This is a genomic window from Psychrobacter sp. AOP7-B1-24 (assembly GCF_052376215.1).
Classification (GTDB): domain Bacteria; phylum Pseudomonadota; class Gammaproteobacteria; order Pseudomonadales; family Moraxellaceae; genus Psychrobacter.
The window spans coordinates 1-17355 of record NZ_JBQSVL010000039.1; the positions used below are offsets into that span (position 1 = coordinate 1).

The following is a 17355-nucleotide window of genomic DNA, read 5'->3' on the forward strand; positions in this document are numbered from 1 at the left end:
TAATCTGGCCTTTTTTTATCAAAATCGGTTAGATCCAGTCTCTAATATTTATCAGCTTCTGTAATGATAGCATCACCACCGCCTAAAGCTGGTGTAGTAGATAAAACTTTGCTGCGACGGAAATACTTAGAGTGACTGTCTATAATATCATTTACATTCTCTACTACATCGTCGATGACGTCATCGTAAATTCCATGATGTAGCTCAGTAGAAAAAGAAGTAAAAGGGTGCTTTCGAGCCGCAGCTCTGACGTCAGTGATTCCTGCCTTAGTATAGAAAATATTGACACTACCATCACTGTTTAGCACGCAGGTCAACTCCCCTTCCTCAACCGTCATCTCTATCAGCTCCGGCTTAAATATATAGTCATCTACATCGAGTAATTGTTTTTCTATGCCCTTCTTAAATAATGCTTTAACGTCCATTATAATTATGTCCTTATTATCTAATATTTTTTGATCTTGATGAACCAAAGATAGCTATACGCTGTGTTTGCTTATCGTATTAGAAGGACGGATGTTTGTTAAGGGGTAATGTGTAAAACTGCGTTTAATGTTGGTAAAACCCGATTTCACTGTTACTTAAACTTTATTGATTATAGCAAACGATGCATAAAAAATGAGCCACAGAATATGCGACTCATCTCCTCTAATATTCAGTAAAAGCCAACTCACACCTTAGATTAAATGTGCTTTCAATTCTAATACTTTGTCGCGCGTTTTCGCCGCATCCTCAAACTTCAAGTCACGCGACATCTGCTTCATCTGCTTTTCAAGGCGACTGATTTCTTTGGCCAGCAAGTCAGGACTACGTAAGATACTGATATCCACATCAGGCAAGTTGCTCTTGATTGGAATTACCTGGTTGTCATTGGCATTATTATCGTCACCGGTATCGATTTTATCCGTGATACTACGGCGCGCACCTTTTGGCGTGATGTTGTGCTCGACATTAAACGCTATTTGTTTTTCACGGCGACGATCAGTTTCATCTATCGCCTTTTGCATACTTGGTGTGATGCGATCGGCATAGAGAATGGCTTTACCATTTAAGTGACGTGCTGCACGACCAATGGTCTGAATAAGCGAGCGCTCAGAGCGTAAGAAACCTTCTTTATCGGCATCAAATATCGCTACCAGCGACACTTCAGGCATATCCAAACCTTCACGCAGCAAATTGATACCGACCAACACATCATGCACGCCTGTACGTAACTCATGAATAATCTGCATACGCTCGACAGTATCGATATCAGAATGCAGATAGGCGACTTTGACATCGTACTCTTTTAGATAACTGGTCAAATCCTCTGACATGCGCTTGGTCAACGTGGTAATCAATACCCGCTCATCCTTTTCGCGGCGTTTGGTAATCTCTGATAGCACATCATCGACCTGCGTCAATACAGGACGTATCTCAATCTCAGGGTCGATCAGACCCGTTGGGCGTACGACCTGCTCGACCACTTGCTCGCTATGCTCAAGCTCATATAACGCTGGCGTGGCACTCACGTAGATAGTCTTGGGCTTGATACGCTCCCATTCTTCAAACTTCATCGGACGGTTATTCATCGCGCTTGGTAAACGAAAGCCATAGTTGACTAGGTTTTCTTTGCGTGATCTATCGCCCTTATACATCGCGCCAATTTGCGAGACGGTCACGTGTGACTCATCAAGGAACAATAAGGCATCTTCTGGAATATAATCAAATAACGTCGGCGGCGCTTCCCCTGAAGGACGACCAGAGAGATGCTGCGAGTAGTTTTCGATGCCGTTACAGTAGCCGAGCTGCTGTATCATCTCAAGATCATATTGAGTACGTTCTTTGAGACGCTGCGCTTCAATCAGCTTGTTGTTTTCGCGGAAGTACTCCAATCGTGGCTCTAGCTCTTCGCGTATGGTATGACTGGCAGCTTCTAGCTTGTTGCGCGGGGTGACATAGTGCGATTTTGGATAAATAGTAATACGCGGCACACTACGTACAGTCTTGCCAGTTAATGGATCAAACCAAGTAATCTTCTCTACTTCATCATCAAATAAATGCACACGAACGGCCAGTTGCTCAGACTCAGCAGGATAGATATCTAGCAACTCTCCGCGCAAGCGATACGTACCACGTTCAAAATCCAATTCATTACGCATATATTGCATTTCAACCAGACGTTTAATCGTCGCCGTACGGTCTATTTTATCACCCACAACGACATGCAATAGCATTTTTAGATAACTTTCAGGATCGCCCAAGCCGTATATGCAAGATACTGACGCAACGATAATCGCATCACGACGCTCTAATAGAGCACGCGTAGCTGACAGACGCATCTGATCGATATGATCATTAATGGCACTGTCTTTTTCGATAAAAGTGTCACTTGCCGCAACATAAGCCTCAGGCTGATAGTAGTCATAATAACTGACGAAGTATTCGACCGCATTATTAGGAAAAAACGATTTAAACTCGCCATATAACTGAGCCGCAAGTGTTTTGTTGTGCGCCATGATAATGGTTGGGCGCTGCGTCTCGGAGATGACTTTCGCCATGGTATAGGTCTTACCAGAACCCGTGACCCCCAATAGCAACTGCTCATCCATGTCAGAGTCGATACCATTGACTAGCTTTTTTATCGCTTGCGGCTGATCACCTGCTGGCTCAAAATCAGTGACCATCTCAAAGGCGCGACTCGATATTTGCGTCCCTGACGCATTGACACCACTAATTTCAGCTTCGCCTTGAAGCTGAGTGGCCAACTGATTTAACTGACGCGATGAGCGCGGTTCAGGCATTCGCATAATAGATTTCTTATTCTAGATGTTTATAACAATATGGGGTCTGAGGGTTGGTTTTTAAAGGATAAGCATCAGCTGAATATGATGCTTACAGACATCGCTCTTAACCTGTATATAGGTGCACAAGATAGCCATTCTATACGCCTGTTTTAGTAAAAAGTCAAAGACAGTTATAAAAAAATTACATGACTTTGGCTATATTTACAAAGCTTTTCATGCTTAACAAACCTTTTACACGACCACTCAACAAAGCCTAACACTTGAGGGTTCTAATAACCATTTAAGCTGCTATTATTTATAACGAATCAACAAGCACTGTCAGTTATAACATCAGTGCTAACACAGTACCATTATAGATAAACAAATAAGAAAAAGTGACACATCAAATTAAATTAAAATATAACGGAGTAAGTCATGAGAGAACGTTACGCAAGTGGAATATCAGACGAAACCGCCAGTGAAATGGTAAAGCTACTAAATGCAAATTTGGCCAACGTTATTGATTTAACATTAGATGGCAAACAATGTCATTGGAACCTACAAGGTAAAGGTTTCATCGGCGTACATCAACTGTTAGATGAAACATCAGAGCGTATCCTCGAAGTATCAGACACTATCGCTGAGCGCATCGTAATCCTAGGTGGTCAGCCAAATGGCTTGGCAAGCCGTGTGGTAAAAGAGTCCATTTTAGACGATTACCCAACTGATATTACCGAAGTCAATCAACATGTGCGTGAGTTAACCAGCCGCTACAAACAAGTGGCAGAAACATTACGAAAAGCCATTGCTACTGCTGGTGATGCAGGCGACGAAGACACTGCTGACCTATTTACAGAAGCCAGTCGCATTATCGACAAAGATGCATGGTTCATCGGTGCGAATGCTCCTAGCAAGTAGTTAGTAGCAAATAGAAAAATTACTAGACTTATAGAACGTAAGCTTAAAACATAAAAAGGTCGCCAATTATGGCGACCTTTTTATGTTTATAGACTTCTATATGAAAGACCTTTAGATTACTAAAATATCAGCTCACTCTTCACGTGTAATTGCTTTAATATCTGCAGCCATTCTTGGCATAATATCTTGCATTTTTTCCATAGTAGACTCCATGACGACAGGCATTATTTGTGACATATAGTCTTTCATCATGTCAGGCTGTTTATCGATGATACTTTGGCCCATTTTACTACTATAAAAATCGATCTGTGCATCAACCTCTTGTTGGTCAAAGTGCTGTTTGGCTGTCTCCATATAACTTTTTATAATTTGTTGATTCACGCTATCGCTATTGTTTGTAATCTCTTTACTATATTTACTGACAATATCTTCTAAACGTTGGCGCTGATCCATACTCAAATCATCAGTAGGCAGCGAAGATAACATGGACTGCGTCACTTGATCTGTGATACCACTATCACTAGACATATCATTCATCATCTCAACGACCTTAGTGACTTCGATGAGTTTTAATAAAGAGGCATCCGTCGGTACTGCCGCTTGTACAGATAACGTTGGCACCGCCATCAAACTGACAGCACCGATGCTCAACGATACAGCGAACACAGTACTTTTTAGTAGTTTTTTCATATAATTATCACTTTATTAGTAGACTATAATCGGCTAAATTAAGATATAGTATAAGGTAACCGAGTGCAGATGTATATTGAATACTTCAAGCGAAGTTAACGCAGTAATACTTTTATAGTGGAGTGACTATATCTGGTAAAGTCAAAACATCTGCGTCTGGTACGGATAGCGTCAATATGACCTCTTGAAACAGTGGGTCTTTGCGGAATTGGTTTTCAATCGCTTCAAACTTATGAGCAATCTCTCTCTCTTTTTGATTACCCGCGATGTCTACTGCTGCCACCATAAATATTTTTTTGGGCCCTACCCACTCTAGATGCAAATATGAAACGCTATCAATATCTACATGATTCAGCAACTCACTTAACGCATAGCCATGTATTTGCTCTGATACTTTGTTACCAACCAAAAAGTCACGGTTACGGCTAATCAAAAATATTGCTACAGCGCCTAATAGTATACCAACGATAATAGAGCCTAGTGCATCCCAAAACGGCTGTCCAGTATAAGCATGCATGCCCATCGCAGCAGCTGCAACTACCAAGCCAATGACAGCAGCTAAGTCTTCAAAAAACACACCACGTAACGTTGGATTAGAGGTATTAATCACATAACCAATGGCACTGATATTAATTGCCGCGCCGTGCTTTTTACTTTGTAAATAAGCCTGCCCTAACGAAAACCCTTCGAGCACAAACGCGATCGCCAATATAATAAAACCAATGGTATAGTTGGTCTCGCTCTCCGCTGCATTCCATTCGGTGATTCCTGTATAAATGGAGACGATAGAGCCTGCCATAAACACACCAAAAGCGGCGATCATCGACCAAACATACGACTCTTTGCCATAACCCAACGGATGACTGCTATCTGCAGGTTTTATTGCCTTTTTTTCTGCAACAATCAACAAGGTGCCATTACCAGCATCTGCCCAAGAATGCGCTGACTCCGCGATCATAGAAGCAGATCCTGTCATCACTGCCGCTACTGTTTTTGCAATAGCAATGACAAGGTTTGCTCCAACAGCAATCAATACTGTGGTCAATGAATTAGAGTGTTGTTCATTTTCATTGGTGGCAATATTAGTAGCATTATTGGCTTCCATATTATTCATACCAACACCACGCGCCATGCGCGGCGTTGGTTGAGCAATAGGAGTGTTTTTCGAATTGGCTTTTGGCGGCTTTAGACTCATAATAGCCTCTATACAGACGTGTTAAAAATAGATATTTAGCGACTCAACGATATAGTCGATTCAGGATAGCAGTGGTAAGATAATTGGGATACATGCTTAGAAGCTATATATTTAAGAACTACATACTTAGAGAAATAGCGACAGTAGATTAGCCTACTATCCATCCATATTTCTATGAGCTTAACGCTCATGCTCACTATCCAGCTCTCCGACCGTCTCTTTTAACTCACAGCTTGGGCGATGTGAGCTTTGCATACGCAAGTTTTTGCGCTCTAACGCAGCATCCGCACGGCACTGTTGTAGATTATTTTTAATCTCAAGTGGTGGCACTACGGTTGGCTTACCCTTATCATCGATAGCGACCATCGTAAAGTAACAGCTATTGGTATGACGGACGGTACGCGCTCGCACGTCTTCGGCTTCGACACGAATGCCAATCTCCATAGAGGTGTTTCCCACATAGTTGACACTGGCAGCAAAAGTCACCAGCTCACCTACATAGATAGGCTCTCGAAACATCACTTGGTCGACAGATAGTGTCACCACATAGTTACCGCTATATCGGCTGGCACAGGCATAAGCAACCTGATCAAGCATTTTTAACAAATCACCACCATGCACATTGCCGATAAAATTTGCCATATCGGGTGTCATGAGTATCGACATATATAGCTCGCTATTTAAAGGAGCTTTTTGAGCAGATGAGCTGGTGTTGGATTGTGGCATGATGATCCTTATTTTTGGAGACGTTTATTTATCTATGCTTATGAGCCAGTATGACAGATTTAACGCGTTAAGAATATTTAGCTGAGCCAATGAAAGCGATAAGCCAACCATGCAACAATCGTACTTACGCTACCTGTCAAAATCCCGCCCCAAGCAAAATCCACTAATGCTGTATCCATCGTAAAGCCTTTATACAATGCCAAACTGGTAAAATCATACGTACCGTAAGCCATTAGTCCTATCAAGCCACCAAGTAAGAATATGTGACCAAGTGACGCACCGGCTTTGATTTGAGGATAAAGAATTAATATGCACAGTGCGAACAAGTAAAACAGATAGAACACGCCAGCGGCGACCATGTTTGGCTCATCGGCAAGCAAGTGGCCAATACGCTTTTCATAGAACAAGCTGGTCATCGTTTTGAGCCAGATCGCATCGATACCCAAAAATATAACCACAGCAGCAAGATAAATAAAAACATAGCCCATGATAGTCTCCTCAATAAAATAAATGAAACCACGCAACTCTTATAAGGTCAGGTGAGGTTCCATCAAACCTAGGGCGTGTGCTAAACAGCCGCTGGCAAATCAGAAAAATGTAGCGTATCGATATTGTTTGGCTTTACGGCTGTCACTTGTACCACACCAATCGTGCGCTCTAAAAAACCACCTTCGCAGTAGCAAAAGTAAAAATTCCATAAACGAATAAAGGCATCATCATAACCGAGCTCAGTTATTTCTTCGCGCTGTGCCATAAAGGCTAGACGCCAATCTCTAAGCGTATGTGCATAATCAAAGCCATAATCATGAAGCTGTTTGATCACCATGTCCGTTTGCTCGGTGAACTGGGTATTGAGCTCTTGATTGGACAGTAGACAACCACCTGGGAATATATGCGTCTGGATAAAATCGACTGAATTTATATACTCTTGATAGTTCTGGTCATTGAAGGTAATTGCCTGTAAAACCATCAGCCCTGTAGGCTTCAGCAGACTGTTACATTTAGCAAAGAATACTGGCAAATATTCATGTCCAACGGCTTCAATCATCTCGATGCTAACCAGCTTATCGTACTGTCCTGTCAGCTCACGATAGTCCTGCTTGAGTAACGTAATTTTATCAGACAGACCTGCTGCTTCTACTCTTCGTTGTGCTTCGTCGTACTGCGCATCAGAGATGGTCGTCGTCGTGACTTTACAGCCATAATGCGTGGCGGCATAAATAGCAAAACCACCCCACCCAGTACCGATTTCAACCACATGATCGTCAGCAGTCAACTGTAGACGCTGGCAAATAAGCGCCAGTTTGTGCTGCTGCGCATCGCTCAACGACACATCAGGCGCACAATATACCGCTGATGAATACATCATAGTCTCGTCTAAAAAACGCTGATACATGTCATTACCCAAATCATAATGGGCTAATATGTTGGACTTGGAGCCAGTTTTGTCATTGCTACGCAACTGATGCTTGGCTTTTTCAAAGGCTTTACTCACGCCTGCAAAACGATTTTCTAACTTATTGAGTACCGTCAAGTTACGCGCTGCCAACCGAATCAATCCCGTCAAATCATCCGTATCCCACTCACCATTGATATAGCTATCTGCTAGCGCAATAGAGCCACCTAGCAGCAGCTGACGATATACAGCGGTGTCGTGAATCATCAAAGTCACATGCAACGAATGCCGTCCGACTGCTGAACTGCTTACGGTGCTATCAGACTCACCACCAAAACGGGTAGTCTTAGAAGCATTGTCGTCAAACGCTTCAATTAAAGTAATGCTACCAAACTGAACATGCTGCAACGCTTGAAATATCAGCTTTCTGGCTACTTTATTTACCCCACCACTCACTGGCTGCAAAATAGCACGCTCATTGACGGCCTTATTTATCCGTGCGCTCACTTTTTCTAATGTTGAGACAGGTGCTCGGTCGGTCGGTCGTGCTAGCATTGTGTGTTTATCCTTATTTAAGTTTAAGTGCTTTATTTTTAATATTACATTTATAAAATTCTCGAACTACTCGGATTTTTTTAACGCTTAATACTTGTTCTTGTCCATGCTGCCTTCTTTTTGCTGGCTATCGGCTAGCTTTTCGTCATAATTAATATAAGGAACTTTTTTGATCGCATACAGTTTGAAAGCATGCCAATAAATACGAGTTAAGGACGTCATATTCATCAGCGGGTTTTGTCGTAAGCTTTTGCGAACAGAAGCGGTGGTCATTGGCACGCCAGATATCTTTATACCTGTTTTTAAAACTTCACCACGCTCATCACTGATATCAATCCCAATACGCACCTGCAAGCAGTTATCGGATTGCTTTTTTACCTTAACCTGCCAGCGATATAGCTGATCGATAGGATTAAAAGGTGACACATGAAAGTCTTTGTCATGACAAAACTCGGTATTCTCGCCATCAAGCAAGAACCCATAGTAATGGCGCTTGTCCCACGGTGTATTGGACACTTCAGCGAGCAAGTGCGTCGGGTTCTGCTGTTCGTCAAAGCCCAAATAAAAATTGACTGGGCTAAAATATATACCTGCATTACGGCATACTAGCAATCCAATCATATCGCCTTTTGGCGTACTGCCTGCCTGCTCCATAAATGCTTGGTTTAAACGATTATGAAGTGCTTGAATGGGATTTACATCAGCCTCTGCGTTCTTGTCTTTAATTTTGCTTTTACTTTTAACTAAGTCGCTTAAATCACTGTTGCTATCTGACCCTTGTGACTGTAATTTTTGCAAATAATCATCGGGACAAAACTGCTGCAAGGCTTTTTTCTTTGCTGAAAATAACGGCAAGCCTTTTGCCAATAACCTTTTTAACGGCAACCTTTTCAACTGCTGATTCTCGCTAAAAACTGCCGTATTTATTTCAGGAAGGTTTTCACCTCTAACCAATGCACTGATATTGACGCCCCAATAGCGATACGGATACACAAACTTATGTACATTTGGCAGCAATCGACTGTGCCACGTCGTTCCATGGAACAGCTGATGTGGCAGTTTACTGTTGGACGAATACTGCTCAATAGGCATAGTACGCTCTTTTATGGTATTGGTTGATTTTGATGCCGAAATTTCAATTTTGAAACTGCAATGCCATCATTATTTCGCTTTTCGACGACCAAACAAGCTTGTCTTTTTCTTTTCATTGGTATCTACAACTTTGGGCTGTAAACTTTTCACGTAGTTAACCAGCTCTTGATTGGTAGACGTAATTGTCACCTGACGTTTATTGAGTTTTCGTACATTGATATCTGCCTTGACCGGTAAGTCTTTATAACGAAATGGCGTATGCGCACTCTCAGCATCCGGTAGATGGCTTGGGTCTACATCATCTTTAATATCAATCGTATCACCTAGCGTTTGACACACACGTAGCCCGCTGCGCACACCATCTTCATGAAAACCATTGAACCAATATGCCCCACAAAAATGCGTGTGCGATTCATTACCAGAGATAGTCGACCATTTTGTTTGCGCATCCATCATCGCTTTATCAAACACTGGATGACTATAATCGATACTTTTAATAACTTGCTTCTCATCAATAGTTTTATTGGCTATCGCTGGATTGAGCGTGACTAAATAATTGTGTTTCTTAGTGAGGCGTTGCAGAATATTCATGTGATAAGTAAGCACTGGCTTAGCAGGGGTTTTTGCGCTTTCGATAGCTTGCCCTGCTTCAGTCACATTACCCGACGCTGTTTCATCAATGAGGTAGTTCCAGCTTGCCCATGCCAAAGGCTTCTTGGGTAAAATACTGGTATCGGTATGAAGGACAGCCCTGTTGTTAGTAAAACGGAAATGCTTCAGCACCTCAGTTTCATCAGTACTGGCATCTTTTAAAATCTTTAACGCCGTATCTGCATGACAAGCAAAAACCACCTCATCGAACACTAAGTTTTCGGTCAGTTTTTCAATACTGTCATCAGCACTGGCTGCATTTTGAACGGTCAATGACACTTGATCACCATCACGAACCACCGATTGCACTGGACTATTTATTCGTACCTCGCCACCCGCTTTAACAAAGCGCGTAACCAGTTTATTCACATATTGTTTTGATCCACCTTTGATAGTGAACCACTGCGGGCGGTTGACCACATCAAGCAACCCATGGTTATCGAAAAATTGTGCAAATAGTACCAAAGGAAAGTCTTTTACATCATGTAGACTGGTCGACCAAATAGCAGAAACCATTGGCAGCAAATAGTTGTCTTTAAACAACGCCCCATAGCTTTTCTGTGCTAAATAACTGCCAAGTGTTTGCTCAGTAAAGCTGCTAACGTCTTCTCTTTTTGCACGGGCAGTATCGTAATCCTGACGTAGCTGCTTGATGTGTTTATTAAACTGTAAAATATCTTTAATAAACTGCCAAAATTTTGGGTTAAGCACATTTTTACGCTGTGATACTAAAGTATTGAGTGTGTGACCGTTGTATTCAAAATTGCTCGCCGTGTTTTTCACTGAAAAGCTCATGTCTGTCGACTGAAACGGTACTTTTAAATCATAAAGCAAGCGAAAAAAGTTAGGGTAAGTACGCTCATTAAATACGATAAACCCTGTGTCTATTGCACTGTTTTCAGTATTACCACTCTTTGCTTTTTTGCTATCCTGTAATGCCACATTAATCGTGTTTACATGACCACCAATATAATCATTGGCTTCAAACACGGTTACGTCATGTTGTCCCACTAGGTAATGCGCACAGGTTAAGCCTGATACGCCTGAGCCAATAATGGCGATGCGTTTTTTCGTTTGGACTTTAGGATTATTGTTTGCAGCATTGCTGGCGTTGTTAGAGACTGATTTTGAATTCTTACGTTTACGGCGAATAAACGGCATGGAGGGCTTCCTTTATATTTTCATCTGTTCTGATGACTGAAATATTGTTACCAATAATGACTTATTTTTTATTGAGCTTGCTACTCACTTGTTGCCATACCAAATCTGGCAGTATGCCCAACGCTTTTAATGGAAAGGTAAGTTTTTTGGGAAACTCAATGACATCGTGACCGCTCTCTATACCGTCTCGGATGGCCTGACTGGCTTGCTCTGGTGTCTGGATGAATGGCATAGGGAAATCGTTTTGTTTGGTCATTGCCGTTTCGACGAAACCTGGTACCACTAAACTGACTGACACATCATGCGGCGCAAGGCTAATCTGTAGAGTTTTCATTAAATAATGGATGGCAGCTTTTGAGCTTCCATAAGCTTCCGCACGGGCAAAAGGTACATAAGCAGAGGCTGAGCCGATACCGACCAAGCGACCTTTTGAAGCGATCAACTTGGGCAAGGCCCCTTCTATCGCATGCGACAACGTGCCCATATTCACCGACATAACTTTCATAAAGACACTGCTATCAAAGTTTGGCATGTCTAAATATTCACACATGCCAGCACCACAGATTGCCACATCAATCTCAGATATTTTATCAAAGGCATCAAGCACCTTGTCCCGATCCATCAAATCCAAGTCAATAACCTCTGCTCCTAGCGCTTTGAGCTCGGCCAATGCATCCGCATCACGACCAACAGCATAGACGTGATGCCCTTCTAGTAGATAATCTTTGGTCAACTGGTTACCAATACCCGAAGTCGCGCCAGTAATCAGAATATGGAGTTTTTTAGAAGCATCTGTCATCGTTATTATCCTTTATCATCTCTTTTATAATATAAAAATCACCGCTTCATAAGGCGTCATATACATAATAATTATTATCATTTGATATACGATATTATTTTTATTTATTTAAGCTATTGCTCATTTTATTTAAAAAATCTAAATAGTTATAGTGTACAGATATAGGTTTATTGTTGTGTCTTCGCAATCAACAGCATCGGTTGAGCTGCCAATATAAATTGGATTATGATTAGGGAAGCCTAGCTAAGATCTCGATATTATCGGCGGCTTGCGCCTAGGTTGGTGCAATTTTAGAGATCAGCAGCCCTAATATTTGAATGTTCAACACGCTCTAATTGAGTAGTACCAGATAATGTCAAAACCATTCATCTTAGTACCACCTCATGTTACTAGCGTCATAAGACAGCGTAATATCAGCGTGCTACAATGCCAAAATCAACATGAAAATCAGTGTAAAACTAACAGTGAATGCGCTTACTATTGAATAGTAACTGCTGAGTAATAGCTGCCTGTGAATAGTGACTGCCTTCTCAGTATATGAAAAACATTGATTCCTTAAACGCTCTAATATCGCATGCTGATAGCATTCAAAACGTTATATAATTCACAATAGATTTCCACCAACCCCACTAGGGCGTGTCCTCATTTTAAAAATGGTGATAAAAATAAGATAAATTGAAGTCAAACAAGGAAGATAGCGCAGATAATATCGAGATATTAGTCAGCTATTTGACGCCGTTTGGTAAAATTTAACTATTTTTAACCCATTTAGATGACTATCGATTGAGTTGAGGACACGCCCTAATATAAAAAGGATCTCCCATGAGCGAGTTACAACTGTCTGACCGCGTCAATAACATCAAACCATCACCTACGCTAGCGATTACCAATAAAGCCAAAGAGCTAAAAGCAGCGGGCAAAGATATCATTGGTCTGGGTGCAGGCGAGCCTGACTTTGACACACCAGAGCACATCAAAAAAGCAGCCATCGATGCCATTAATGGTGGCTTCACCAAATACACCGCTGTCGACGGTACACCAGAGCTAAAAAAAGCCATCATTGAAAAGTTCAAAAATGATAACGACATCAGCTATGAGCCTAACGAAATTCTAGTATCGGTTGGTGGTAAACAGTCATTCTTTAACCTTGCTCAAGCCTTTATCAACCCAGGTGATGAAGTCATCATTCCAGCACCGTTTTGGGTCAGCTATCCTGACATGGTTATCATCGCAGAAGGCGTGCCAGTCATCGTCAAATGCCCAGCTGAGCAAAACTTCAAAATCACACCAGAGCAACTAGAAGCGGCCATTACTGATAAAACCAAAATGTTGGTATTAAATAGCCCATCTAACCCAACTGGTATGATCTATACTTTGGAAGAGCTGAAAGCACTGGCTGAAGTATTGAAAAAGCACCCACAAGTCTACGTGGCCTCAGATGACATGTATGAGCATATTCGCTGGACAGGTGATAAGTTCTACAACATCTTAAATGCCGCTCCTGAGCTGAAAGACCGTGCCATTATCTTAAATGGCGTCTCTAAGGCCTATGCAATGACAGGCTGGCGTATCGGTTATGCTGGCGGCCCTGCCAAGCTTATTGGCGCAATGAAAAAAGTTCAATCGCAATCTACTTCATGCCCAACCTCTATCAGCCAAGTCGCAGCAGAAGCAGCCATTAGCGGCGACCAAAGCGTGCTAGAACCAATGGTAGAAGCTTTTGAAAAGCGTTGTGACCTTGTGGTTGATGGCTTAAACGCCATCAAAGGTATTACTTGCTTGCGTCCTGATGGCGCATTTTATGTATACCCAAATATCGTGCCATTAATCAAAGCCGCTGGTTTGTCTTCTTGTACTGAATTTTCAGCATGGTTATTGGATAAAGTCGGCGTAGCCGTTGTACCTGGCGACGCGTTTGGCCTTGGTGGTTACATGCGTATCTCCTATGCCACTGATGAAGCCACACTAAAAGATGCGTTATCACGTATCGAAAAAGCGGTTGCTGAATTGGATGTTGCCGAATAAGTATTAGAGCATTATTTTTTTAAAAGTGTTTTATAAAAAAAGGCGCCACATATTCACTATGTGGCGCCTTTTTTTGAATATTTTATAATCAGTACTGATACTCAGTGTAAAGCCTGTCTTTGACATACTCATCACACGCTTAGTGAAAAAGGACCAAATCTGGAATGAATACGTGAGAAAGCGGCCTATCCACTCATTAAAATAATAATATTTACCAAATATGAAAAAAAAGCTTGACGTATTTTTTATCTTTGCTAGAATACGCCCCACTTAGCAAGAACTCGTTAGAGACTTTCTAAGCTTGTTGTAAGGGTATTAAATACTTACAGCCTATTCTCCAATAGCTCAGTTGGTAGAGCAACGGACTGTTAATCCGTGTGTCCCTGGTTCGAGCCCAGGTTGGAGAGCCACATTTTAGTAGTAAATCTTTTGAATTATCATTAATTCGATTATGGCATTTGCCAAAACCCTCATCAATTTGATGAGGGTTTTTTTATGGCTGTTATTTCCTTAATTTACGTGCACAAGACAAACGATCTGGTTTAGTTAGTCGATATGACACTAGGGCGTGTCTTCAATTCACCCGATAGTCATCTAAATGGGCTAAAAGTGGCTAAATCTTGCCAAAAATCGTCAAATAGCTGACTAATATCCCGATATTATCTGCGCTATTTTTCTTGTTTGACGGCAATTTATCTCATTTTTATCACCATTTTTGAAATGAAGACACGCCCTAATAAATAAAAACGGCATTAGTATAATAATTATACTAATGCCGTTTTTATTTGACTGCCTGTGATACAAGCGATTCAGAACCTTAATGTGCTCGTGATGATATAACCATCATTAAGGTAAGAAGATAGAAATATGCGCTTGCTCTTTGTTTTCTTGAATCACATTGTCATATGCTGATAGCTGATCAGTAGAAAAGCTATTGGTGAGCTGCCACATAGTTGCAAATATGACCGTTAATAGCACCGCCATGACAGCAAGAATAATCCATAGCGGTGTCTCACTCGTGAGTGTATGTTTTATCTGATCAGGAATGGCCCAAAATGGTGAAAATTCGTTCTTGTTACCTCGTAGGTGCTCAATTTCATCACCCAATCGCGAGATAAGATAACGAATTTTTTCAGGGGCTTCTAAACGATACTTACCTTGAAAACCAAGCAGCATTGCATAGTGGTAAACTTCTAAGGCTGGTAGATGCTTCTCCCCTTGCTCACGCAATCCATCCAAGCGATCAAAAAACTCATTACCAGCAACTTGTGAACCAAACAAATCCAACTGTAAAGGATTTAACTCCCAAGAATCTTTGAGTGTCTGAAACTCTGGTTCTTGCGATGTCATGATGGTTTCATCAATCAACGCACAGTAAGCGTATTTGGCCTCATGAATATCTTCTGACATAAAACCTTTTTTGCGCGCACTGCTCTCAAACTTATCTAAAAAGTTATATATCTTTTGGCGAAATTTTCTCGGCTCAGTGCTGAAATAGTGATTGCGCAGTAAGAACACTAAATAAAAGCCGTCGTACATGATATCGACTAACGACTGGCTACTAATACGCCTATCAAGGCCTGTTGCTGAAACTTTTGATGCTACCTCACCTGAATCTAGTAGTGAAGGCGCAGAACCCGTTGAATTATTTCCTGCCATGACTGTTCCTAATGCGTATTATTTTTCGAATACTACCTAGGGTGTGTCCCTGTTTAAAAAGGACAATAAAAACGCACCCTACGCCAATAAAAGTAACTAGAGCGTGTCTTCAATTCACCCGATAGTCATCTAAATGGGCTAAAAGTGGCTAAATCTTGCCAAACATCGTCAAATAGCTGGTTAATATCCCGATATTATCTGCGCTATTTTTCTTGTTTGACGGCAATTTATCTCATTTTTATCACCATTTTTGAAATGAAGACACGCCCTAATAAAAATGTTGAATGACAATCTATGATACCTAGTTATAAAGTCAAACAATCCTATATCAGGCTCACCCAAAAATAGACTTTATAGTGACCAATAAACGATGCTACTGTACGATAGCCATCAGTTCGATTTTTAAGTCGTCAAAACCGTTCGGCACATAAATACAGATAGATTCAGACTTTAGCATCTCTTCATATAACTCACCTACTGGCTCGATAGTGAAGTAGCTAAACCCTGGTCTCACAGGTATTGCGCTAGGCACCTGAGTGACATGTGAGACAGGTGAGCCTGGAAGCGCCGACAAAACACGTTTCTCTACTGCATCAGGAGTCGCAATCTTAAAGCGGCGTGGCACGATATCGATTAGCTCATGCATCGGTAGCGACGAACTAATCGACAGATACAGTTGCGAGCCACGTGTGATCTTGTCACTACTCAGCTCACCAGTATAGTAAGACGGTTTGTTCTGACGTAGTGGAATCGATATAAAGTTACTCGCAATAACGGTATTAAGTAGCTCACGAATAATCGAAATAATACTCACAAATGACTCATTGGCATTATCATGATGATAAGCTGGCAAGTCGCCGACTTTGTATAATGAGCTAAAAGTGGCCAATTGGCTGGCAACATTTAATAACGCCTCATAAAGGCGTTCTGGATGCAATTTATTATTACTATATAAATGGCTCAGCTGAGAGTATGCTGTATTGAGCGTATGTAACAACCAAAAAGAAGCAATATCTGACGAGCGGAACTCTAGCAAATCATTGTTCGACTGGCGATGATGGTCATATAGCGAAGTGGATTTGGTGTTAATCATGGTCATTAAACGATAGACTTGACCAACAAGTGCTGGATTACTCGTGATATGTACGCTTGGCACAATATAATCATCATCTACTTGATAAACACCTTGAGTCGTACGCACCAACTTGGCAACCAATAAAGACACAGTATCTTGACTAGGCGCTTGCGCGGAATGGCTTAGCTGTAAACTGGGGGACAACTTAATAACATCGATAACCGCTTCAGCTGCTTGACTATATAAGTCTTGCGCCTCAACCGCACCTCTTACATAGCGAGCAGGGTTGTCACTGTGCTCAGTCTGTATATTACTGCCGCCACTATGAACTATCTCTAAACTCAAAAATACAAATACATCATCGCCATTGTCTTGAGTATCCAACGTGATAGCTTTTGGCAATGCATCAGTACGGGGCGCTTGATATATCGTTCCGTCTGGTAATACAGCATAAATACTTTGGAAGCTTAATAAATTGCTTTCCAAAAGCTGTTTATCAATTTGAACATCAGACACGCCGTACGCATATGGATGTGCCAACATCATACTCAATGCCCGCTGCGAGTTATGATAAGTGTCTTGAATTTGAAAATGCTGAGGGCGTAGAAACAGTCCCTCGCCCCATAATACTCTGTGTTTACTCAAGAC

14 protein-coding genes and 1 tRNA gene are annotated in these 17355 nt (G+C 41.5%); 3 read left to right on the forward strand and 12 right to left on the reverse strand.

Annotation, left to right across the window (positions count from 1 at the left end):
• Nucleotides 1–41: 41 nt before the first annotated feature.
• Together ACT3QP_RS09085 and uvrB are read right to left on the reverse strand one after the other, a co-directional pair.
• Complete coding sequence (locus ACT3QP_RS09085; protein ID WP_225739323.1) at nucleotides 42–425, reverse strand: hypothetical protein; 384 nt, start codon at nucleotides 423–425, stop codon at nucleotides 42–44.
• A 252-nt stretch (nucleotides 426–677) separates the two neighbouring features.
• Nucleotides 678–2789, reverse strand: coding sequence for an excinuclease ABC subunit UvrB (gene uvrB, locus ACT3QP_RS09090; RefSeq protein ID WP_444525263.1), 2112 nt, complete (start codon nucleotides 2787–2789; stop codon nucleotides 678–680).
• A 411-nt stretch (nucleotides 2790–3200) separates the two neighbouring features.
• Here uvrB and dps point away from each other — a divergent pair, with 411 nt between their 5' ends.
• Nucleotides 3201–3683 (forward strand): DNA starvation/stationary phase protection protein Dps, encoded by a 483-nt coding sequence (gene dps, locus ACT3QP_RS09095; protein ID WP_192991889.1) that lies wholly within the window; start codon nucleotides 3201–3203, stop codon nucleotides 3681–3683.
• Between the two features lie 132 nt (nucleotides 3684–3815).
• On the opposite strand, the gene ACT3QP_RS09100 is transcribed toward dps, so the two are convergent.
• The 8 genes from ACT3QP_RS09100 to ACT3QP_RS09135 all read right to left on the reverse strand — a co-directional run bounded on the left by ACT3QP_RS09100 (nucleotide 3816) and on the right by ACT3QP_RS09135 (nucleotide 11948).
• Nucleotides 3816–4373 carry a DUF2059 domain-containing protein gene (locus ACT3QP_RS09100; protein WP_444525264.1) on the reverse strand — a complete coding sequence of 186 codons (558 nt, stop codon included), beginning with the start codon at nucleotides 4371–4373 and terminating at the stop codon, nucleotides 3816–3818.
• Between the two features lie 112 nt (nucleotides 4374–4485).
• Nucleotides 4486–5568, reverse strand: a complete 1083-nt coding sequence (locus ACT3QP_RS09105; protein ID WP_444525265.1) for a cation diffusion facilitator family transporter — start codon at nucleotides 5566–5568, stop codon at nucleotides 4486–4488.
• 180 nt (nucleotides 5569–5748) lie between these two features.
• Complete coding sequence (locus tag ACT3QP_RS09110) at nucleotides 5749–6294, reverse strand: acyl-CoA thioesterase (protein WP_192520411.1); 546 nt, start codon at nucleotides 6292–6294, stop codon at nucleotides 5749–5751.
• 77 nt (nucleotides 6295–6371) lie between these two features.
• Complete coding sequence (locus tag ACT3QP_RS09115) at nucleotides 6372–6782, reverse strand: DUF2177 family protein (protein ID WP_192520410.1); 411 nt, start codon at nucleotides 6780–6782, stop codon at nucleotides 6372–6374.
• An 80-nt stretch (nucleotides 6783–6862) separates the two neighbouring features.
• Entirely contained in the window at nucleotides 6863–8245 is a 1383-nt protein-coding gene (locus tag ACT3QP_RS09120; protein WP_444525266.1) for a class I SAM-dependent methyltransferase, read from the reverse strand.
• 87 nt (nucleotides 8246–8332) lie between these two features.
• On the reverse strand, nucleotides 8333–9337 hold the full coding sequence (locus ACT3QP_RS09125; protein WP_444525267.1) for a DUF1365 domain-containing protein: 1005 nt from the start codon (nucleotides 9335–9337) through the stop codon (nucleotides 8333–8335).
• A 69-nt stretch (nucleotides 9338–9406) separates the two neighbouring features.
• Nucleotides 9407–11149 (reverse strand): NAD(P)/FAD-dependent oxidoreductase, encoded by a 1743-nt coding sequence (locus ACT3QP_RS09130; RefSeq protein ID WP_444525268.1) that lies wholly within the window; start codon nucleotides 11147–11149, stop codon nucleotides 9407–9409.
• A gap of 61 nt (nucleotides 11150–11210) precedes the next feature.
• On the reverse strand, nucleotides 11211–11948 hold the full coding sequence (locus ACT3QP_RS09135) for an SDR family NAD(P)-dependent oxidoreductase (RefSeq protein ID WP_192520406.1): 738 nt from the start codon (nucleotides 11946–11948) through the stop codon (nucleotides 11211–11213).
• 822 nt (nucleotides 11949–12770) lie between these two features.
• Between ACT3QP_RS09135 and ACT3QP_RS09140 the strand changes: the two genes are divergently transcribed.
• Together ACT3QP_RS09140 and ACT3QP_RS09145 are read left to right on the forward strand one after the other, a co-directional pair.
• Nucleotides 12771–13973: a pyridoxal phosphate-dependent aminotransferase gene (locus tag ACT3QP_RS09140; protein ID WP_444525269.1), complete on the forward strand. Its 1203-nt coding sequence runs from the start codon at nucleotides 12771–12773 to the stop codon at nucleotides 13971–13973.
• Nucleotides 13974–14307: 334 nt separating this feature from the next.
• Nucleotides 14308–14383 (forward strand) — tRNA-Asn (locus tag ACT3QP_RS09145).
• Between the two features lie 436 nt (nucleotides 14384–14819).
• On the opposite strand, the gene icmH is transcribed toward ACT3QP_RS09145, so the two are convergent.
• The gene (gene icmH / locus ACT3QP_RS09150) at nucleotides 14820–15632 is read right to left on the reverse strand and encodes a type IVB secretion system protein IcmH/DotU (protein ID WP_192520631.1); all 813 of its coding nucleotides are present in this window, start codon (nucleotides 15630–15632) and stop codon (nucleotides 14820–14822) included.
• A gap of 373 nt (nucleotides 15633–16005) precedes the next feature.
• The gene (gene tssK / locus ACT3QP_RS09155) at nucleotides 16006–17352 is read right to left on the reverse strand and encodes a type VI secretion system baseplate subunit TssK (protein ID WP_442074948.1); all 1347 of its coding nucleotides are present in this window, start codon (nucleotides 17350–17352) and stop codon (nucleotides 16006–16008) included.
• Nucleotides 17353–17355 lie beyond the last annotated feature (3 nt).